Source organism: Falsirhodobacter sp. 1013, assembly GCF_051195255.1.
Taxonomy (GTDB): Bacteria; Pseudomonadota; Alphaproteobacteria; order Rhodobacterales; family Rhodobacteraceae; genus Falsirhodobacter.
Genome location: NZ_JBNJLK010000002.1, coordinates 381,732 through 402,599, shown reverse-complemented (window position 1 = coordinate 402,599; position 20,868 = coordinate 381,732). Strand labels below are relative to the sequence as shown.

At 66.9% G+C, this 20,868-nt stretch carries 18 protein-coding genes; 5 read left to right on the top strand and 13 right to left on the bottom strand.

The features are described from left to right. Window position 1 precedes the first annotated feature (1 nt). The 9 genes from ACSHZY_RS05625 to ACSHZY_RS05585 form a co-directional block, all read right to left on the bottom strand. Window positions 2–913, bottom strand: coding sequence for a prephenate/arogenate dehydrogenase family protein (locus tag ACSHZY_RS05625; protein ID WP_435166938.1), 912 nt, complete (start codon window positions 911–913; stop codon window positions 2–4). After that, window positions 910–1,995 carry a histidinol-phosphate transaminase gene (hisC, locus tag ACSHZY_RS05620; protein ID WP_435166586.1) on the bottom strand — a complete coding sequence of 362 codons (1,086 nt, stop codon included), beginning with the start codon at window positions 1,993–1,995 and terminating at the stop codon, window positions 910–912. The genes ACSHZY_RS05625 and hisC overlap by 4 nt, the downstream gene beginning before the upstream one ends. 171 nt (window positions 1,996–2,166) lie before the next feature. Beyond that, on the bottom strand, window positions 2,167–2,787 hold the full coding sequence (gene rpsD, locus ACSHZY_RS05615) for a 30S ribosomal protein S4 (protein ID WP_435166584.1): 621 nt from the start codon (window positions 2,785–2,787) through the stop codon (window positions 2,167–2,169). A gap of 155 nt (window positions 2,788–2,942) precedes the next feature. Continuing rightward, window positions 2,943–4,094, bottom strand: coding sequence for an MFS transporter (locus tag ACSHZY_RS05610; RefSeq protein ID WP_435166581.1), 1,152 nt, complete (start codon window positions 4,092–4,094; stop codon window positions 2,943–2,945). A gap of 87 nt (window positions 4,095–4,181) precedes the next feature. Continuing rightward, window positions 4,182–5,021 (bottom strand): dipeptide ABC transporter ATP-binding protein, encoded by an 840-nt coding sequence (locus ACSHZY_RS05605; RefSeq protein WP_435166578.1) that lies wholly within the window; start codon window positions 5,019–5,021, stop codon window positions 4,182–4,184. Continuing rightward, window positions 5,018–5,866: an ABC transporter ATP-binding protein gene (locus tag ACSHZY_RS05600; RefSeq protein WP_435166575.1), complete on the bottom strand. Its 849-nt coding sequence runs from the start codon at window positions 5,864–5,866 to the stop codon at window positions 5,018–5,020. Before ACSHZY_RS05600 ends, ACSHZY_RS05605 begins: the two co-directional genes overlap by 4 nt. 1 nt (window position 5,867) lies before the next feature. Then, window positions 5,868–6,761, bottom strand: a complete 894-nt coding sequence (locus ACSHZY_RS05595; protein ID WP_435166572.1) for an ABC transporter permease subunit — start codon at window positions 6,759–6,761, stop codon at window positions 5,868–5,870. Between the two features lie 7 nt (window positions 6,762–6,768). Beyond that, on the bottom strand, window positions 6,769–7,776 hold the full coding sequence (locus ACSHZY_RS05590) for an ABC transporter permease subunit (RefSeq protein WP_435166569.1): 1,008 nt from the start codon (window positions 7,774–7,776) through the stop codon (window positions 6,769–6,771). 71 nt (window positions 7,777–7,847) lie between these two features. Continuing rightward, a complete protein-coding gene (locus ACSHZY_RS05585) occupies window positions 7,848–9,446 on the bottom strand; it encodes an ABC transporter substrate-binding protein (protein WP_435166566.1) in 1,599 nt (532 codons plus the stop codon). Between the two features lie 220 nt (window positions 9,447–9,666). On the opposite strand from ACSHZY_RS05585, the gene ACSHZY_RS05580 reads away from it, so the two are divergent. Next, a complete protein-coding gene (locus ACSHZY_RS05580) occupies window positions 9,667–10,068 on the top strand; it encodes a DUF1489 family protein (protein ID WP_435166563.1) in 402 nt (133 codons plus the stop codon). Here the strand turns inward: ACSHZY_RS05580 and hisG are convergent. Genes hisG through hisS form a run of 3 tightly spaced genes read right to left on the bottom strand, consistent with a single transcriptional unit; the run spans window position 10,065 to window position 13,341 of the window. After that, complete coding sequence (gene hisG / locus ACSHZY_RS05575) at window positions 10,065–10,778, bottom strand: ATP phosphoribosyltransferase (RefSeq protein WP_435166560.1); 714 nt, start codon at window positions 10,776–10,778, stop codon at window positions 10,065–10,067. The genes ACSHZY_RS05580 and hisG overlap by 4 nt on opposite strands. Continuing rightward, window positions 10,772–11,860, bottom strand: coding sequence for an ATP phosphoribosyltransferase regulatory subunit (locus ACSHZY_RS05570; RefSeq protein ID WP_435166557.1), 1,089 nt, complete (start codon window positions 11,858–11,860; stop codon window positions 10,772–10,774). Before ACSHZY_RS05570 ends, hisG begins: the two co-directional genes overlap by 7 nt. Then, window positions 11,857–13,341, bottom strand: a complete 1,485-nt coding sequence (hisS, locus tag ACSHZY_RS05565; protein WP_435166554.1) for a histidine--tRNA ligase — start codon at window positions 13,339–13,341, stop codon at window positions 11,857–11,859. Before hisS ends, ACSHZY_RS05570 begins: the two co-directional genes overlap by 4 nt. A gap of 76 nt (window positions 13,342–13,417) precedes the next feature. Between hisS and ACSHZY_RS05560 the strand changes: the two genes are divergently transcribed. Next, window positions 13,418–13,618, top strand: a complete 201-nt coding sequence (locus ACSHZY_RS05560; RefSeq protein ID WP_435166551.1) for a SlyX family protein — start codon at window positions 13,418–13,420, stop codon at window positions 13,616–13,618. Between the two features lie 3 nt (window positions 13,619–13,621). Here the strand turns inward: ACSHZY_RS05560 and dnaE are convergent, their stop codons facing one another. Then, a complete protein-coding gene (gene dnaE / locus ACSHZY_RS05555) occupies window positions 13,622–17,113 on the bottom strand; it encodes a DNA polymerase III subunit alpha (RefSeq protein ID WP_435166548.1) in 3,492 nt (1,163 codons plus the stop codon). Between the two features lie 220 nt (window positions 17,114–17,333). Here dnaE and ACSHZY_RS05550 point away from each other — a divergent pair, with 220 nt between their 5' ends. Genes ACSHZY_RS05550 through ACSHZY_RS05540 form a run of 3 tightly spaced genes read left to right on the top strand, consistent with a single transcriptional unit; the run spans window position 17,334 to window position 20,861 of the window. After that, the gene (locus ACSHZY_RS05550) at window positions 17,334–18,863 is read left to right on the top strand and encodes an ABC transporter ATP-binding protein (RefSeq protein ID WP_435166545.1); all 1,530 of its coding nucleotides are present in this window, start codon (window positions 17,334–17,336) and stop codon (window positions 18,861–18,863) included. Next, window positions 18,850–19,932, top strand: a complete 1,083-nt coding sequence (locus ACSHZY_RS05545) for an ABC transporter permease (protein ID WP_435166543.1) — start codon at window positions 18,850–18,852, stop codon at window positions 19,930–19,932. The genes ACSHZY_RS05550 and ACSHZY_RS05545 overlap by 14 nt, the downstream gene beginning before the upstream one ends. Further along, window positions 19,932–20,861: an ABC transporter permease gene (locus ACSHZY_RS05540; RefSeq protein WP_435166935.1), complete on the top strand. Its 930-nt coding sequence runs from the start codon at window positions 19,932–19,934 to the stop codon at window positions 20,859–20,861. Before ACSHZY_RS05545 ends, ACSHZY_RS05540 begins: the two co-directional genes overlap by 1 nt. Window positions 20,862–20,868 lie beyond the last annotated feature (7 nt).

Below are 20,868 nucleotides of genomic sequence, written 5' to 3'. Positions count from 1 at the left end.
GCTACTTGGCCACCGCGCGACCGAAATCGGGGGCGGAGGTGTCCTGCCCCGCATCGATGATCGATCGGCGGATGGCGCGCGTGCGGGTGAAATATTCGTGCAGATGCTCGCCATCCTCGGTCCGGATGGCGCGCTGCAGGGCGAACAGCTCTTCGGAGAAGCGGCCGAGGATGTCCAGAACCGCGTCCTTGTTGGTCAGGAAGATGTCGCGCCACATGGTGGGGTCGCTGGCCGCGATCCGGGTGAAGTCCCGAAAGCCCGAAGCGGAATATTTGATGATCTCGCTGTCCGACACCCGGCGCACGTGTTCGGCCACGCCCACCATCGTATAGGCGATCAGGTGCGGCGTGTGGGACACCACGGCCAGAACCACGTCGTGATGCGCGGCGTCCATGACGTCCACGTTCGCGCCCATCCCTTCCCACAGCGCGCGCAGGCGGGCCATGGGTTCGGGGGCCGCGTGATCGTCGATCAGCAGGCACCAGCGGTTGGTGAACAGCGTGGCAAAGCCCGAACGCGGGCCCGAATGTTCGGTCCCCGCCAGCGGATGCCCGGGAATGAAATGCACGCCCTTGGGGATGTGTGGGCCCACTGCGTCGATCACGGCCATCTTGACCGAACCCACATCCGTCACGGTCGCGCCCGGCTTCAGATGGGGGGCAATGGCGGCGGCCAGTTCCCCCATCGCGCCGACCGGCACCGCCAGCACGACCAGATCGGCCCCGGCCACGGCCTCGGCCGCCGTGTCATAGACGTGGTCGCAGAACCCGACCTCGCGCGCGGCGTCGCGGGTGGCGGCGCTGCGGGCATAGCCCGTGATCTCTCCGGCCAGCCCCGCCGCCTTCATGGCATGCCCCATGGAGGAGGCGATGAGCCCCAGCCCCAGCAGCGCCACACGCTCGTAGATCATCAGCGAAGGCCCTTGAACTGCGCGATCGCATGGGCGACGCGGCGGCAGGACGCCTCGTCCCCGACGGTGATGCGCAGGCAATGCGGCAGCTTGTAGCTGCCCACGCGCCGCACGATCAGCCCCTGGCTTTGCATGAACTTGTCGCAGGCCTCCGCCTCGTCGGCATCGGCGAAACGGGCGAGGATGAAGTTCGCGGTGGACGTGTCCGAGGGCACGCCCAGTTCGGCCAGCGCCTCGGCCAGCCAGACGCGCCAGCGGGCGTTTTCTTGACGGCAGCGGGTGACCCAGTCCTGGTCGCGCACGGCGGCCTCGGCCACCTCCTGCTGGGTGGTGGACAGGTTGAAGGGGCCGCGGATGCGGTTCAGCACGTCGATGATGGCTTTCGGGCCGTAACCCCAGCCCACGCGCAGCCCGCCCAGACCGTAGATCTTGGAGAAGGTCCGCGTCATGACGACGTTGGCCCGCGCCTCGATCAGGTTCAGGCCGGCGTCATAGCCTTGCACGTATTCGGCATAGGCCCCGTCCAGCACCAGGATCGCCTGCGGCGGCAGGCCTGCCGCCAGACGCGACACCTCGGCCGAGGAGATCATCGTCCCGGTCGGGTTGTTGGGGTTGGCGATGAAGACCAGCTTCGTGTTCGGCGTGCAGGCCGCCAGCAGCGCGTCCACATCCGTGGTGCGCTCCCGCTCCGGCACTTCCACCGGCGTGGCGCCGACGGCAAGGGCCGAGATGCGGTACATCAGGAAGCCGTGTTCGGTGAACACCACCTCGTCCCCCGGCCCGGCATAGGCCTGGCACAGGAAGGTGATGATCTCGTCCGAGCCGACGCCGCAGATCACGCGGTCCGGATCCAGCCCGTGCACTTCTCCGATCGCCTGGCGCAGGGCGGCGTGATCGGTGCCGGGATAGCGGTGGAGCGTGTGGACGGTGCGCAGGAACGCCTCGCGCGCACGCTCGGACGGCCCGGCCGGGTTTTCGTTGGAGGACAGCTTCAGCGCGTTCGCCACGCCCGACACATGACTTTTTCCGCCTTCATACAAGGCGATGTCAAGGATTCCGGGCTGCGGACGGATGGCGTTGGTCATGGTCGTGTCCCCTCTGGTCCTCGGGTTCTAGCGACGCCCATAAGCCCTGACCAGAGGAAACGTGGCAACGGGGGCTTGGGCCGGGACAGTGCGGCCTTCCGGCCACCCCGGCCCATGAAAAAGGCCGCCGCGGGGATTCCCGCAGCGGCCCTGAAGCAGATCTGAAAAGGATCAGTTCTGCGCGTAGAATTCGACGACCAGGTTCGGCTCCATGACGACCGGGTACGGAACGTCGGACAGGCCCGGCGTGCGCGTGAAGGTCGCGGTCAGCTTGGAGTTGTCGACCTCGATGTAGTCGGGAACGTCACGCTCGGCCAGCGACACGGCTTCCAGCACGATGGCCAGTTGCTTCGAGGACTGCTTGACCTCGACCACGTCGCCTTCGCGGACGCGGAAGGAGGCGATGTTCACGCGCTTGCCGTTCACGGTCACGTGGCCGTGGTTCACGAACTGGCGGGCGGCCCAGATGGTCGGGACGAACTTCGCGCGGTAGACGACGGCGTCCAGGCGACGCTCCAGAAGGCCGACCAGCATCTCGCCGGTGTCACCCTTCAGACGCTCGGCCTCGGCGTAGATGCGGCGGAATTGCTTTTCCGTCAGATCGCCGTAGTAGCCCTTGAGTTTCTGCTTCGCGCGCAGCTGCGTGCCGAAGTCCGACAGCTTGTTCTTGCGGCGCTGGCCGTGCTGGCCGGGGCCGTATTCGCGCTTGTTCACCGGGGACTTCGGACGGCCCCAGATGTTTTCGCCCATGCGGCGGTCGAGTTTGTACTTGGCAGAGGTGCGTTTGGTCACCGCTGATCTCCTTCGATATGCGTGAAGGGCGTTGTCCTTTCCCCCGGATCCGAAAACCGCAGGGGCGACAGGTCATCCCCTTGCGGGGGCCACCAACACCAATGAAAACCGCCTTGGGGGCGGATCGCGCGCTTATACAGGCGCGCGTCCCGGTGTCAACAGCGCTTCGCCGGCGTGCCGCGCCAAAGGCCCATCGCAGCCAGCGTCAGGCAGGCCAGAACGATCAGGCCATAGCCGTGCGCCACCGGGATCAGCCCGAAATGCGGCACGACCACCCCGGCCAGAACCGCCGGCAAGGCGAACGCGGTGTAGCTGAGCGCGAAGAACGTGGACAGCATCGCCGCGCGTTCATGCCCATGCGCCAAGGGCAGCAGCAGCCGCAGGATGGAGGAGAAGCACAGCCCCTGCCCCGCCCCGGACACGAGCGTTCCGGCGAAGATCATGGCGGCCTGCTCCGTCTCGATCCCCATCAGGGTCATGGGGATGCCCGTCGCCTGCGACAGGGTGCCCGCCATCATCATGCGGGATGGGGGGCGCGTGCGGCCCCACAGCACGGCCGCCGCCGCCGCCCCCATCTGCGCGCAAACCAGCGCGCCGGTAATCAGCTGGGTCTTCGTGTGCAACGCCTCGTGCAGGATGTTGGGCATCAGCGACATGTAAAGCCCCCCCAGCGCCCAGCCGGTCAGAACCGGCGGCACCAGCCGGGCAAAGGCGGGGCGTGCCGCGGCCGGAACACCCAGGTTGGGGATCATGGAGGCGAAGGCCCCCGGGCTGGGCGGGCTGGTTTCCGGCATCCGGATCAGCGCCACCAGCAGCATCAGCGACAGGCCGGCCACAATGGCGAAGGGCAGAACGGTCGGCATGGGCGCGAAGGCGACCAGCAGCCCGGTGGCCAGCGCCCCCGAGGACATGCCAAGGAACGGCACGATGGAATTGAGCACGGGGCCGCGGTCGGGATCGGCGTCGACGATGGCTGCCCCACAGGTTGGCACCGCGATGCCCATGGCGAGCCCCTGCATGGCGCGGGCCAGTAGCAGCCCCTCGTAGCTTCCGGCCTGCAGGAACAGCAGCAGCGCCACGATGTTCAGGATCAGAGCGCCCGCGATCACGGGCTTCCGGCCAAGGTGGTTCGACAGGCGCCCCCCTGTCAGCAGCGCCAGAAGCAACGTCACCACGTAGATGGCAAAGATCAGCGTGATCTGGAAGGGAACCAGCGCGAATTGTTGCTGGTACGTGGCGTAAAGCGGTGTCGGAATGGAGGCGCCAAGGGCGAAGACAATTGACGCCAGCGTTCCGAAAACCGTCATTGCACGCAAGCTGGCGTGGCGCATGGGAAACCCTTCACGAATTGGATAGGAACTGAACTATCCTCGGAAGGTTCCCATGTCCACCCGTCAGGCGGAGGTTCCGATCCCCGCCGCCCGCCGACGCGCCACCCGCGCGCGGATCGCCTCCACATCCGTGACGGGCGTCGCCGCGAACAGCTTGCGGGTGTAATCGTGGCTGGGCGCGTCGAAGACGGCGTCGCGGGTGCCGTATTCCACCACCTCGCCCTTGAACATCACCATCACCTCATCCGCGATGTAGCGCACGACCGACAGGTCGTGGCTGATGAAGACATAGGTCAGGTCGAATTCATCCTGCAGGTCGGCCAGCAGGTTCAGCACCTGCGCCTGCACCGACAGGTCCAGCGCCGACACGGGTTCGTCCAGCACCAGAAGCCGCGGGTTCACCATCAGCGCCCGCGCGATGGCCAGACGCTGCCGCTGCCCGCCCGAGAACATGTGGGGATAGCGGTTGAAGTGCTCCGGCATCAGGCCCACGCGGGTCAGCATCGCCATCGCCTTTTCGCGGCGGGTGGCGGCACTGTCCTTCGTGTTCAGGATCAGCGGCTCCATCAGCATGTCGCCGACCTTCTGGCGCGGGTTCAGGCTGCCATAAGGGTTCTGGAACACGATCTGCACCTTGCGGCGCAGTTCGGGCGTCAGGGCCCAGCTGGCCACCTGTTCGCCGTCGATCAGCAACTCGCCCCCGCTTTGCGGATCGATCAGCGTCAGGATGCGGGCCAGCGTGGACTTGCCGCAGCCCGATTCCCCGACGATGGCCAGCGTCTTGCCCTGTTCCACCTTGAACGAGATGCCCTTCAGCGCCCGCACCGTTCCCGCCTTGCGGAACATCCCACCGGCGGTGGCATAATCGCGGGTGATGTTGCGGGCTTCCAGAACGGCGGTCATCGTGCGGCCTCCAGCGTGGCGGGATCAAGGAAGTCGGACACGGTGGACAAACGGTCGCCCGTCGCATGTTCCGGCAGCGCCGACAAAAGCGCCTTGGTGTAGGGGTGCGAGGGGGCCTCGAACAGGGTCAGCACGTCGGCCTCCTCCATCTTCTGGCCCTTGTACTTCACGATCACCCGATCGGCGGTTTCGGCCACGACGCCCATGTCGTGGGTGATCATGATCATGCCCATGCCGGTGTCTTCCTGCAGCTTCATCAGCAGATCGAGAATCTGCTTCTGGATCGTCACGTCCAGCGCCGTCGTCGGTTCGTCCGCGATCAAGAGCTTCGGCTGGCAGGCGATGGCGATGGCGATCATCACGCGCTGGCACTGCCCGCCCGACATCTGGTGCGGATAGGAGCCGAGACGCTTTTCCGGATCGGGAATGCCCACGGCCGTGAACAGCTCGATCGCGCGCTGGCGGCGCTGGGCGCGGCCCAGGCCCAGATGGGCGCGCAGCACCTCCTCGATCTGGTAGCCCACCGTGAAGCAGGGGTTCAGCGAGGCGATCGGCTCCTGGAAGATCATCGAGATGTCGCGCCCGATGATCGCCCGCCGGTCCTTGTCGGACATGGCCAGCAGGTCGCGGCCGTTGAAGGTCATCGCGTCGGCCGTGACGGTGGCGCTTTTGGGCAGAAGGCCCATCGCCGCCAGCATCGACACCGACTTGCCCGAGCCGGATTCGCCCACGATCGCCAGAACCTCGCGTTCGTGCACGGTCAGGTTCAGCCCCTTCACGGCGTGGAACGTGCCGGTGGAGGTGGCGAAATGGACGTTGAGGTTGCGGATCTCCAGAAGTGCCATGTCAGCTCCGCTTCAGTTTCGGGTCAAGCGCGTCGCGCAGGCCGTCGCCCACGAGGTTGATCGCAAGGACCGTGATCAGGATGGCGAGGCCCGGGAAGGTCACGACCCACCACGCGCTCAGGATGAACTCGCGCGCTTCGGCCAGCATGGTGCCCCATTCCGGGATCGGCGGCTGCGCGCCCATGCCCAGAAAGCCCAAGGCGGCGGCGTCCAGAACGGCGTTGGAAAAGGACAACGTGCCCTGCACAATCAAGGGCCCCATGCAGTTCGGAAGGATCGTGCGGACCATCAGGCGGAAGCGCCCCGCCCCGGCCACGCGCGCGGCCATGACGTATTCCTTGTTCTTTTCCGCCATAACAGCGGCGCGGGTCAGACGCGCGAAATGCGGTTGCAGAACGATGGCGATGGCGATCATCGCGTTCATCAGGCCCGGCCCCAGGATCGCGACCATCACCAGCGCCAGCAGCAGCGACGGGAAGGCCAGGATCACATCCATCACGCGCATGATCACCGTGTCCACCCAGCCGCCGAAGAAGCCGGAGACAAGGCCCAGGACGATGCCGCCCACCAGCGCGATGAACACGACCACGCAGCCGATGATCAGCGACTGGCGCGCGCCGAAGATCAGGCGCGACAGCACGTCCCGGCCCACGGCGTCGGTGCCCAGCAGGAATTGGGAGGCGCCGCCTTCCTGCCACGAGGGCGGGGCAAGAAGGAAGTCGCGGTATTGCTGGATCGGATCGTGCGGCGCCAGAAGCGGCGCGAAGATCGCGACAAGGATCAGGGCAAGGAACACGGCAAGGCCGATCACGGCGCCACGGTTTTCCGAGAAGTAGAACCAGAACTCCCGCAGCACGCGCGCGCGTTCGGACCCGGTTTTGACGGTTGCGGTCATGTGTCCCTCACGAATGGCGGATGCGCGGATTGATGATGCCGTACAGCAGGTCGACGATCAGGTTCACGATCATCACGATGCCCGCGATCAGCAGCAGGCCGCCCTGCACCGACGGGTAATCGCGGCGCGAGATGCTGTCGATCATCCACTTGCCGACGCCCGGCCAGGAAAAGATCGTTTCCGTCAGGATGGCGCCGGCCATCATCACGCCGATCTGCAACCCGATGGTGGTGATCACGGGGATCATGGCGTTGCGCAGGGCGTGAATGCCCACGACCCGCCAGGCCGACATGCCCTTGGCGCGGGCGGTGCGGACGTAATCCTCGGACAGGACCTCCAGCATGGCCGACCGCGACTGGCGCGCGATCACGGCCATCGGGATCGTGGCCAGCACGATCGAGGGCAGGATCAGGTGTGACAGCGCCGACGCGAAGGCCCCCTTCTGCCCCGACATCAGCGAATCGATCAGCATGAAGCCGGTGCCGTTGCGGAAGAAGTACAGGAAGTCGATCCGTCCCGACACCGGCGTCCATCCCAGGATGCCCGAGAACAGGATGATCAGCAAAAGACCCCACCAGAAGATCGGCATGGAATAGCCCACAAGCGCCGCCCCCATGGAGATCTGGTCGAACGCGCTGCCCCGCTTGATCGCGGCGAACACGCCCAGCGGGATGCCGATCAGCGTGGCCAGGATGATGGCGCAGATCGCCAGTTCCATCGTGGCCGGGAACAGGGTCAGGAATTCGCCCAGAACCGGACGGCGGGTGGCCAGCGAGGTGCCGAAATCACCCTGGAACAGCCCCATGACGAAATCAAGATACTGGACCACGATCGGGCGGTCGAAGCCCAGCTGGGCCGAAAGCTCGGCGTGACGTTCGGGCGAGATGCCGCGTTCGCCCGCCATCAGCAGCACCGGATCGCCCGGCAGAAGCCGAACGAAGCCGAACGCCACGACCGTGATCCCGATAAAGGTCGGGATCAGATAGGCAAGCTTGCCAAGAAGAAATCTGATCATCGGTGTCCCGAAAAGTTGGAGGCGCGCCGCAAGGAAAACCCCTGCGACGCGCCGTTGCCGAATTTGGCCGATCACTCGGCGATGTCGACGCCTTCGAAGCTGTGGCGGCCCAGCGGGTTCATCACATAGCCGGTGACGTCCTTGGACATCGGCATGAAGACCTGGCTGTGGGCCAGCGTGGCCCAGGGGTTCTGGTCCTTGAAGATGACCTGCGCTTCTTCATACAGCTTCGTGCGCTCGGCCTGGTCGGTCGTGACTTTCGCCTTCTGCAGCAGCGCATCGAAGTCCTTGTTGCACCACTGGGCGCGGTTCGCACCGCCATCGCCGGTCGCGGCGCAGCCCAGAAGAACGGCCAGGAAGTTGTCCGGATCGCCGTTGTCGCCCGTCCAGCCCATGATCACCGCGCCCTTGCGGGTCGGGTCGGTGGACCGTTTCAGGTATTCGCCCCATTCGTAGGACACGATCGACACGTTCACGCCGACCTTGGCGAAGTCCGACTGGATCAGCTCGGCCACGCGGCGGGCGTTGGGCATGTAGGGGCGCTGCACCGGCATCGCCCAGACTTCCATCTCCAGGTTTTCCACGCCCGCATCCGTCAGCATCTTCTTGGCCGCTTCGGGATCGTAGGCGTTGTCTTCCACGGCGTCGTTGTAGGACCACATGGTCGGCGGGATCGGGTTCTTGGCCACGACGCCCGTGCCCTGGAACACCGCGTCCACGATGGCCTGCTTGTTCATGGCCATGTTCAGCGCTTCGCGCACCTCGGGCTTGTCGAAGGGCGCGATCGTGGTGTTGTAGGCCAGATAGGCCACGTTCAGGCCCGGCTGTTCCATGACCTGCAGGTCGTCATTGGCCTTCATCGCCTCGATGTCGGCTGGCGAGGGATAGGGCATGACGTGGCATTCGCCGGCTTCCAGACGCTGGCGGCGCACCGCCGGGTCGGGCGTGATGGCGAAGACCAGATCGTCGATCTTCTGCACACCCTTGTAGTAGTCGGGGTTCGCCTTGTAGCGGATCACCGCGTCCGGCTGATAGGCTACGAACTGGTAGGGGCCGGTGCCGACGGGCTGGCTGTTCAGCGCGGCCATGTTGCCGTCCGCTTCCAGCTGGTCCATGTATTCCTTGGAATAGATCGACGCGAAGGGCATCGCCATGTTCGCAAGGAACGGCGCCTCGGCGCGGTTCAGGACGAACGTCACCGTCAGGTCGTCGACCTTCCGGATCTCCTTCACCAGCGCCGGCATTTCCATCGCGTTGTAGTATTCGTAGGTCGTACCGGGGATGTAGTCGGCCCAGGGGCTTTCCGGATCGCCCTGACGCAGGAACGAGAAGATGACGTCGTCGGCGTTCATCTCGCGCGTGGGCTCGAAATAGTCGGTGGTGTGGAACTTGATGCCAGACCGCAGGTGGAAGGTGTATTCCAGCCCGTCTTCCGACACGTCCCAGCTTTCGGCCAGACCGGGTTCGACATTGGTCGTGCCCGGCGCGAATTCCACCAGGCGGTTGAACACGGCGTCGCTGCTGGCGTCCATCGTGGTGCCGGCGGTGGTGGTCGCGGCGTCGAAGCCTTCGGGCGAGCCTTCCGAGCAATAGACCAGCGTCTTGGCCTGGGCCCCGGCGGCAGCCATGATCGCGAAGGCCGAAACCATCGCAAGATGGGCGAATTTCATGTGCAACTCCCATTGCGGGCAGCGGTTCGTGCCGCCGCCATTCTGAATCCCCGCATGATTTTCCCAAAATCCGCAGGGTGCAAGCGCGATTATAGATCGAAGCCCCCCTTCGCAAGGTGTCTGACGCAAGAAATCCACAGTCCGAGGGTTAACGTCACGTCATCCGCGACGCATGGACGCGGACGCTTTCCGTCCCTATCTATGCGCCATGACCCTGCACATGCTGAAGCTTTGCGTCGGCGCCGAGCGCGTCGAGGATCTGGCCCACCGCCAGGCCACCCATTGGCACGGGGAACCGCGCCACGTCACCCGCATGTGGCCCAAGCGGGAGGCGGAGCTGCTGAACGGCGGCTCCATCTACTGGATCTTCAAGGGCCTTGTCCTGGCCCGCCAACGGATCTTGGGGCTGGAGGCCACGCGCGGCGACGACGGGATCGAGCGCTGCGCGCTGATTCTGGACCCCATGATCGTGCGCACGCAGGCGCAGCCGCGCCGCGCGTTCCAGGGATGGCGCTATCTGGACGCCAAGGATGCCCCCGCCGACATCCCCGAAGGCCGCGACCACGAGGAGCCCCTGCCCCCCGACCTGGCCCGTGCGCTGGCCGAGATGGGCCTGCGTTAACCTTCGCGGATCACGTCCGGCACCGGCAGGCGCAGCTGCGCCATCAGGGCCCTCAGCGCCGGACGCGCTTCGGACCATTCGGCGGCGCGGGCGGCGAACAGGGTGGCTTGGCTGCGGTGGATCACCGCGTCCTCCAGGATCTTCAGGTGGTTCGCGCGCAACGTCTCGCCGGTGGAGGTGATGTCGGCGATCGCCTCGGCCGTGAGGTTGCGGATCGTGCCTTCGGTCGCGCCCTGGCTGTCGACCAGCTGGTAATCCGCCACGCCGTTTTCCGTCAGGAAGTCGCGCACCAGCCGGTGGTATTTCGTGGCGATCCGCAACCGGAATCCATGCACCCGCCGGAAGGCCGAGGCCGCGGCGTCCAGATCGTCCAGCGTGTCCACGTCGACCCAGCACACCGGCACCGCAAGGATCAGGTCCGCATGGCCAAAGCCCAAGGGCGCCACCTCGGCCACCTGCGCGGGCCAGTCGGCCAGCTTGTCGCGCACAAGGTCCGATCCCGTCACGCCCAGATGGATGCGGCCCGCCGACAGTTCGCGCGGGATCTCTCCGGCAGACAGAAGGACCAGCTGCACGCCGTCCAGCCCCTCCACCTCGCCGGAATATTCCCGTTCGTTGCCGGTGCGGCGCATGGTGACGCCGCGCGCCCCGAACCAGTCGAAGGTCTTCTCCATCAGCCGCCCCTTGGACGGCACACCGATCTTCAGCATCCTTCGGCCCTCAACTGCGCGACCAGATGCGGGCGGATGATCCCGCCCACGGCCGGGATGGACTGCCCCTGCCCCAGAACCCGCGTCAGCGCGTCATACCGCCCGCCCGAGGCGACCACCGGAAGCCCCGGATCGGCCGCGTGGAAGGTGAAGACGAAGCCATCGTAATATTCCAGGGTGGTGCGGCCATGGGTAGTTTCGAACGGCAGGTCGTCCACCACGATGCCGCGCGCCTTCAGCGCCGTCAGGCGGGCGCCGAACCGTTCCACCGCGACAGAGATATGGGGCATGTCCACCGCCAGATCCCGCAACCGCTCCAACGCCTGGGGCGCGGGGGCGGACAGGGCCATCAGGTCCTCCAGCAGCGTCGCCTGCCTGGCGGGGATGGAGGGGGTGTCGGCGTCCTCGGCCAGCGCGTGGATGCGGGCCGCGATCTCGGACGCGGAACGCAGGCCGATATGCGGGCCAGTCTTGGGCAGCGCGCCCTCCTCCAGGGCCTTCAGCAGGCGCACGCGTGCGGGGTGCGGGCCGGTGCGGCCGGCATAGCGGTCCAGCAGGTGCCGGAACCGGCGCGGACGCCAAACGTGGCGCAGCAGGGCCGCGCGGCGCGTCTCGGTCGTCTGCAACCCGTGCACGGCGGCCATCAGGATGCCGATGTCGCCGATCTGCGGCTGCACACGCAGGGGCGCCAGAAGTTCGGTGAACAGGGCAAACACTTCGGCGTCCGCCTCCTCGGGGGCGGTGCGGTCGAACACCTCGAACCCGACCTGAAGGTATTCGGCGGCGCGGGGGCGCAGCGTGTCCTGCTTGCGGAACACCTCGCCCATATAGGTGTACCGCGCGGGATCGGCCCCGTGCGCCATGTGCGCCTGCACCACCGGCACGGTGAAGTCCGGCCGCAGCACCATCTCTCCGCGCAGGGGGTCTTGCGTGACATAGGCGCGGGCGCGGATGTCCTCGCCATACAGATCCAGCAGCATGTCGGCGGGCAGAAGGATGTCCGCCTCCACCGGCTGGGCCCCGGCGGACTGGAAGGCGGCGAAGAGCCGCTCCGCCTCGGCCCGGATCTCGGCCTTGATCATGCGAGCATCTTCCGCACCTCGGCCACCAGATCGCCGCGCGGCACTTCCACCTGCGCCGGGCGGGCCTTCCACTCCTCAAGGCTGGCACCTTCGGCAATCTTTGCGCCCAAGATCAGGTCCTTCAGGATGATGGTATTCTTCCCCGCCTCGTCCCCGCCCTGGATGACGGCCACGGGGGACTGGCGCTTGTCGGCGTATTTCAACTGGTTGCCGAAGTTCTTGGGGTTGCCCAGATACACCTCGGCCCGGATGCCGGCGTTGCGCAGATCGGCGGCCATGGCCATGTAGTCGGCCATCCGGTCGCGGTCCATCACGGTCACGATCACAGGGCCCTGCGCCTGCGCGCCCATGCGGCCCTTTGCCCGCAGCGCCGCCAGCAGCCGGTCCACGCCGATCGACACGCCCGTGGCCGGCACCGCCTGCCCGGTGAAGCGCTTCACCAGATCGTCATAGCGGCCACCGCCGGACACGGACCCGAACTGGCGCTTGTTGCCCTTCTCGTCGAAGATCTCGAAGGTCAGCTCGGCCTCGAATACGGGGCCGGTGTAATAGCCAAGGCCGCGCACGACGGACGGGTCCACCTCGATCCGGTCCGACGCATAGCCCTGACGGTCCAGCATCTCGGCGATGGTTTCCAACTCCTGCACGCCTTCAAGGCCGATGGCGGACCCGCCCACCAGTTCGCGCAGGCGGGCGGCCGTTTCGCCACCCGTGGCGCGCTTGGCGGCCATGAAGCCCATCACGACCTCGGCCTGCTCGTCGCTCAGGCCCGCGCCGTGGGTGAAGTCGCCCGATTCGTCCTTGCGGCCCGCGCCCAGCAGCGCGCGCACGCCCGCGTCGCCCAGACGGTCCAGCTTGTCGATGGCGCGCAGCACGATCCCGCGCTCCCCCTCGAACCGCGACAGGTCGGAAGGGTCGAGCACGCCCGCCACCTCCATCACGCCGTTCAGGACCTTGCGGTTGTTTACCCGCACCAGATAGTCGCCGCGCGGGATGCCCACGGTTTCCAGCGCGTCCGACAGCATGGCGCAAATCTCGGCATCCGCCGCGACCGACGGCGCGCCCACCGTGTCGGCGTCGCATTGATAGAACTGGCGGAAGCGGCCCGGACCCGGCTTTTCGTTGCGCCAGACGGGGCCCATGGCATAGCGGCGATAGGGGCTGGGCAGATCGTTGCGGAACTGCGCGGCCACGCGGGCCAAGGGGGCGGTCAGGTCATAGCGCAGGGCCAGCCACTGCTCGTCCTCGTCCTGCCAGCCGAAGACGCCTTCATTCGGGCGGTCCACGTCGGGCAGGAACTTGCCCAGCGCTTCCACCGTTTCGACGGCGCTGGTTTCCAGCGGGTCGAAGCCATAGCGGTGATACACATCGGCGATGGCATCAAGCATCGCCTTCCGTTCGGTCACGTCCGCGCCGAAATAATCGCGGAAGCCCTTGGGCGTTTCCGCGCGGGGGCGGCGGGGGGACTTGTCCTTGGCCATGGTCGGACCCTTCGCTATGCTGTCGGGCCAAGGCATTATCGGAAGGGGCGGCGGGCGACAAGCCGCCGAAAGGATCATGGACCGGATCGAACGCAGCGAAGAACAGATCGCCCACCTGACGCGGATGGTGGACGACCTGTCCGAGATCGTCACCCGCCAGACACGAGAGATCGAGCGGCTGTCCCGCCGCGTCGGCCTGCTGATGGAGCGGGAGGCCGAACGCGAGGCCGAAGGCGGAACCCTTCCGCTGGCCGACCAGCGCCCGCCGCACTGGTGAGCCTTACAGATCCTCGATCATGACGACGCCCTGCACCGCCTTGATCGCGCCCTTCACCTGCGGGGTGACGGGATAGCGGTCGGGCAACGCAAGGTCGATCTCCTGCCCCTGTTCGTCCGTCACGCAGAACCGGATCTCTCCGCCCGCGCGCCCGTTGCCGGACAGGCGCGCGAACAGCGCCGCGACCGAAGCCGCCGCCTCCGCCCGCTCCAGATGGATGCGGAAGCCCGCGCCACCTGCATCCGCCGCCACGCTGTCGATGGGCTGTGCGGCGCGCGCCAGCAGCTTCAGCGTGTCCCCTTCCAGCTGCGCCTCCACCGTCAGGACCACGTTCTGGCCGGGTTCCAGCAGGTCGCGCGCCTGGTCCAGCGTGTCGGAAAACACCGTGACCTCATACAACCCCGTCGGGTCCGACAGCTGCACGAAGGCAAAGCGGTTGCCGCGCGCGGATTTGCGTTCCTGTTTCGAACCGACCGATCCCGCCAGCTTCGCCACCTTCGGCCCGCCCTGCGCGGCCTCCGTCAACTCGGTCAACGTCATCACGTTCTTGCGGCGCAGCGGGCCCATGTAATCGTCCAAGGGGTGGCCGGACAGATAGAAGCCGATGGCCTTCATCTCCTCCGCCAGACGCTCCACCGGCAGCCAGTCGTCGCGGTTGGCCATGCGCGGTTCGGGCAGATCGTCCCCCGCCTCGCCGAACAGCGACACTTGGGACGACGCCCGCGCCTCGTGCACCGCGGCGGAATAGGCGACCAGCCCGTCCAGCGCGTCGAACACGCGGGCGCGGTTGCCGTCCAGCATGTCGAAGGCGCCGGCGCGGACCAGCATCTCCATCGGGCGCTTGCCGACGCGTTTCAGGTCCACCCGCCGCGCGATGTCAAACAGGCTGACGAAGGGCTTGTCGCCCCGGCCGGCGACGATCATCTTCATCGCCTCCACGCCCACGTTCTTCAGCGCGCCAAGGCCATAGACGAGCTTCCCCTCCCGCACGCTGAACGTCGCCTGCGAACGGTTGACGCAGGGGGGCACCGTCTCGATCCCCAGCTTGTCCACCTCGCGCTTGTAGATGGCCAGCTTGTCGGTCAGGTCGATGTCGCAGTTCATGACGCCGGCCATGAACTCGACCGGATGGTTCGCCTTCAGCCAGCCCGTCTGGTAGCTGACCACGGCATAGGCCGCCGCGTGAGACTTGTTGAAGCCGTAATTGGCGAACTTCTCCAGAAGGTCGAACACCTCGCCCGCCTTCTTGGCGTCGATGTCGTGCGTCTCGGCCGCGCCCTTGATGAACTTCGGGCGTTCCTTGGCCATCTCCTCGGCGATCTTCTTGCCCATGGCACGGCGCAGAAGGTCGGCGCCGCCAAGGGAATATCCCCCCATGACCTGCGCGATCTGCATCACCTGTTCCTGATAAACGATGATGCCCTGCGTTTCCTTCAGGATGAAGTCGATGGTCGGGTGGATCGACTCGATCTCCCGCAGCCCGTTCTTCACCTCGCAATAGACGGGGATGTTCTCCATCGGGCCGGGGCGGTACAGGGCCACCAGCGCCACGATGTCCTCGATGCAGGTGGGCTTCATGCGCCGCAGCGCGTCCATCATGCCCGAGCTTTCGACCTGGAACACCGCGACCGTCTTGGCCGCCGAATAAAGGTCGTAGGTCGCCGCGTCATCCAGCGGGATGTGCCCGATGTCGTTTTCCGTCCCTGGCGCGGGGGTATAAAGCGTGCGCCCGTCCGCCGCCTGATGCAACTCGCGCCCGCCCGCGCGGATCAGGTCGATCGCGTTCTGGATCACCGTCAGCGTCTTCAGGCCCAGGAAGTCGAACTTCACGAGGCCCGCGGCCTCCACCCACTTCATGTTGAACTGGGTCGCGGGCATGTCGGATCGCGGGTCCTGATAAAGCGGCACCAGCGCATCCAGCGGCCGGTCGCCGATCACGACACCTGCGGCGTGGGTCGAGGCGTTGCGCAAGAGCCCTTCCACCTGCTGGCCGTAATCCAGAAGGCGCTTGACCACCTCCTCCTTCGCGGCCTCGCGCAGGCGGGGTTCGTCCGCCAAGGCCTTTGCGATGGAAACAGGTTTCACCCCTTCCAGCGGAATCATCTTCGACAGGCGGTCCACCTGCATGAAGGACATCTGCAACACGCGGCCCACATCGCGCACGGCAGCCTTGGACAAGAGCGCGCCGAAGGTGATGATCTGCCCCACCTTGTCGCGGCCGTACTTCTTCTGGACGTAGCGGATCACCTCCTCGCGCCGGTCCATGCAGAAGTCGATGTCGAAGTCGGGCATGGACACGCGTTCGGGGTTCAGGAACCGTTCGAACAGCAGGGCATAGCGCAGGGGGTCAAGGTCGGTGATCAGCAGCGCATAGGCCACGAGCGAGCCTGCGCCCGACCCCCGCCCCGGACCGACGGGGATCTGGTTGTCCTTGGCGTATTTGATGAAGTCGGCCACGATCAGGAAATAGCCGGGGAAGCCCATCTTCTCGATGATCCCCAGCTCGAAATCGAGGCGTGCGTGATACTCCTCCACCGTCACGGCGTGGGGGATGACGGCCAGACGCCGTTCCAGCCCCGCACGGGCCTGACGGCGCAGCTCCTCCACCTCGTCCTCGGCGAAGCGGGGCAGGATCGGGGCGCGTTTCGCGGCCTTGAAGGCGCAGCGGCGGGCGATCTCGACCGTGTTCTCCAACGCCTCCGGCAGGTCGGCGAACAGGGCGCACATCTCGGCTTCGGATTTGAAGTAGTGCTGCGGCGTCAGGCGGCGGCGCGGCTGCTGCTGGTCCACATAAGCGCCTTCGGCGATGCAGATCAGGGCGTCATGCGCCTCGTACATCTCGGCCTTGGGAAAATACACGTCGTTGGTGGCGACCAGCGGCAGGTTCAGGTCATAGGCCATCTCCACATGGCCACGCTCGGACAGCGCCTCCGCCTCGGGCAGCTTGCCGCCTTCGCCGGGATGGCGCTGCAATTCAACGTACAGCCGGCCCGGATAGGTGGCGGCCAGCCGGCGCAGCAGCGCGTCGGCCTTCGTGCGCTGCCCCGTGCGCAGCAGCCGCCCCACCGGCCCGTCCGGCCCGCCCGACAGGCAGATGAGGCCGGCGGAATAGGTGGCAAGTTCGTCCAGCGTCACCTGCGGCAACTGCCCGCCCTTGTCCACGTAGAGGCAGGAGGACAGCTTCATCAGGTTCATGTAGCCCGCCTCGTCCTGCGCCAGCAGGACCACGGGCGCGGCGGGGCGCGTCTTTTCGCCCGGCTGGGCCGGATCGTAATCGACCGACACCTGGCAGCCCACGATCGGCTGCACCCCGGCCCCCGAGGCGGTGACGGAAAACTCCAGCGCGGCGAACATGTTGTTCGTGTCGGTCACGGCCACGGCGGGCATGGACGCCGCCTCGCACAGCTTGACCAGCTTCTTGACGGGCACCGCCCCTTCCAGAAGCGAATGCTCGGTGTGGACGCGCAGATGGATGAAACGGACAGGATTCGACATGCCGCATCCTAACGCGGCAGACGCGCCTGTTAAAGCGGCAGCGACCTGTCCCGCCCCGGCTTCTTGTGGCGGTCCTGCCGCAAAATCCGCGGGACGGCGGTGTTGCCTATTCCCACAGGCGCGATCCACGGCTATTCGCCGCGTTCGGCCATCCTGCCATTGCGATCAGGGCGCCATCACACGTATCAAGAACGAAGACCATCGGGGACGGAGATCGCGGATGACGGGAAGCGACACGCTGCTGCGGGTGGAGGGGCTGACCAAGGCCTATCCGGGCGTGGTGGCCAACAGCGAGGTCGGGTTCTCCCTCCGCCCCGGTGAGGTGCACGCGCTGCTGGGCGAAAACGGGGCGGGGAAGTCCACGCTGGTCAAGATGATCTACGGCCTTGTCACCCCCGATTCCGGCCGCATGGTGTTGTCGGGACAGGATTTCGCGCCCGACCGCCCCGCCACCGCCCGCCGCGCGGGCGTGGCAATGGTGTTCCAGCATTTCAGCCTGTTCGACGCGCTGACGGTGGCGGAAAACGTGGCGCTGGGCATGGAAGCCCCGCCCCCCATGCGCGATCTGGCCCGCCGCATCCGCGAGACGTCCGCCACCTACGGCCTGCCGCTGGACCCCGCCCGCATCGTGGGGGATCTGAGCGCGGGCGAACGCCAGCGGGTGGAGATCATCCGCTGCCTGCTGCAGGACCCGAAGCTGCTGATCATGGACGAGCCCACCTCGGTCCTGACCCCGCAGGAGGTGGAGATCCTGTTCCAGACCCTGCGCAAGCTGGCGGCCGAAGGCACCGCGATCCTGTACATCAGCCACAAGCTGGAAGAGATCCGCACCCTGTGCGACCACGCCACCATCCTGCGGCGCGGCAAGGTCGTGGCCACCTGCGTCCCGCGCGAGCGTTCGGCCCGCGAACTGGCCGAACTGATGGTGGGCGCCGTCCTGACCCCGCCCGCCCGCACCCCCCACCCGAAGGGAGAGGTGATGCTGGAAGTGACGGGCCTGTCCGCCCCCTCCCCCATCCCGTTCGGGACGGCGCTGAAGGACATCCGCCTGTCGGTGCGGAAAGGCGAGGTGCTGGGCATCGCGGGGGTTGCGGGCAACGGGCAGGACGAACTCCTGCTGGCGCTGAACGGCGAACTCCGCAGCGCGCCCGACGCCCTGCGGATCGGCGGCCGGCCCGTGGGCGACAAGGGACCGGAGGCGCGACGTCTCGCCGGCCTCGTTTCCGCGCCCGAGGAACGGCTGGGCCACGCCGCCGCCCCCGACATGACGCTGACGGAAAACGCGCTGCTGTCGGGCGCGATCCGCCAGAAGCTGGTGCGGCACGGCTTCATCGACTGGGGCAAGGTCCGCGCCTTCGCCAATGCCATCATCCGCGATTTCGACGTCCGCACGCCGGGCACGGAAGTGGCGGCCCGCGCCCTGTCGGGCGGAAACCTTCAGAAATTCGTGGTGGGGCGGGAATTGTCGCAGGGGTCCGAGGTGATCGTGATCAACCAGCCCACCTGGGGCGTGGACGCCGCGGCTTCGGCCTTCATCCGGCAGGCGATCCTGAACCGGGCCGCCGACGGGGCAGCGGTGGTCGTGATCAGCCAGGACCTGGACGAGCTGCTGGAGATCGCGGACAGCTTTGCCGCGCTGAACGAAGGACGGCTCAGCCCGCCGCGTCCGGTGGCGGGGCTGACCGTGGAAGAGATCGGACTGATGATGGGCGGCGCGCACGGGATGGAGGTCGCCCATGATGCGGCTTGAAAAACGGGCCACGCCGTCGCGCGCGTGGTCGGTGGCGACGCCGGTTCTGGCCGTCGTCCTGACGATGATCGCGGGCGGCATCCTGTTCGCGATGCTGGGCAAGGATCCGGTCGCGGCGATCCGCACCATCTTCTGGGACCCGCTGTTCAACCCGCAATTCGCGGCCTATTCCCGCCCGCAGCTTCTGGTGAAGGCGGGGCCGCTGATCCTGATCGCGATCGGCCTGTCGCTGGGCTTCCGCGCCGGCGTCTGGAACATCGGGGCCGAGGGGCAGTATGTCGTCGGCGCCCTGACCGGGGCCGCGGCGGGCCTTGCGCTGTATCCGATGGACAGCCGCCTGATCTTTCCGCTGATGGTGGTCGCGGGCGGCTTGGGCGGGTTCCTTTGGGCCATGATCCCGGCGATCCTGCGCACCGTGTTCCGCACGAACGAGATTCTCGTCTCGCTTCTGCTCGTCTATGTCGCGCAGGCGCTGCTGTCCTCGATGGCGCTGGGCGCCTTGCGCAACCCGCAGGGCGGCGGCTTTCCCGGATCGCGCAACCTGTCGCAATGGGCCTCCTCGGCCAATCCCGAGCTGATCGCGGGCACGGGGATGCATTGGGGGGTCGTGGCGGCCTTCATCGCCGTGATCTTCGCCTACATCCTGCTGCAACGGCACATGCTGGGCTTTTCCATCCGGCTGACGGGTCAGGCCCCGCGCGCCGCGCGCTTTGCCGGCGTGTCACCGCGCAAGCTGGTGATCGTGTGCTTCGGCATCTCGGGCGCACTGGCGGGTTTGGCGGGGCTGTTCGAGGTGACGGGACCCGCCGGGCAGATCAGCCTCGACTTCGCGCAGGGTTACGGCTTCACCGCGATCATCGTGGCCTTCCTCGGCCGCCTGAACCCGATCGGCATCCTGCTGGCCGGCCTTCTGATGGCGCTGACCTATATCGGCGGCGAACTGGCGCAGTTCATGCTGGGGGTTCCCGCGGCCGCGATCCAGGCCTTCCAAGGGATGCTTTTGTTCTTCCTTCTGGCGGTGGACATCCTGACCAATTACCGCATCCGCTGGGCACGGGAGGCTTCGTGATGGACATTGGCGGCATCAACCTCGTCACGCTTCTGGCCACGCTGATCGTGGCCTCCGTCCCCATCCTGATGGCGGCACTGGGAGAGATGGTGGTCGAGAAGTCCGGCACCCTGAACCTCGGGGTGGAGGGCATGATGATCATGGGCGCCGTCACCGGCTTCGTGGTGGCGGTGACGACCGGCAGCCCTGTGCTGGGCTTCGTGGGCGGTGCAGCGGCGGGGGCGGCAATGGCGGCCTTGTTCGCGCTGCTGACGCAGGTGCTTCTGGCCAACCAGGTCGCGTCCGGCCTTGCGCTGACGCTGTTCGGGCTGGGATTGTCCAGCCTGATCGGGCAAGGCTGGAACGGCATCCGCCCGCCCCTGACCGGGGACGTGCCGCTGGGTCCGCTGGCCGACCTGCCCGTGCTGGGGCCGATCCTCTTTTCCCATGACGGGATGGTCTATCTGTCGCTGATCCTGGTGGCCGCGACCTGGTGGTTCCTGCGTTCCACCCGCGCCGGCCTGATCCTGCGCGCCGTGGGCGAAAGCCACGAGGCGGCCCATGCGCTGGGCTACAAGGTCCGCCGCATCCGCACGGGGGCGATCCTGTTCGGCGGGGCCATGGCGGGCATGGGCGGGGCCTATGTCAGCCTGGTGCGCGTGCCCCAATGGACCGACGGCATCACCAGCGGCGCGGGCTGGATCGCGCTGGCCATCGTCGTCTTCGCGGGCTGGAAGCCGTGGCGCGTGCTGATGGGCGCATGGCTGTTCGGGGGCATCAGCGTGCTGCAGCTGAACCTTCAGGCCGCAGGTTCCCGCATCCCGGTCGAGTATCTGACGATGTCCCCCTACATCATCACGATCCTTGTTCTTGTTCTGATATCCTCGGGCCGGGGGCGCGCGATGGGCGCGCCGGCCGACCTTGGCAAGACGTTCCACGCTTCGCATTGACCCACAG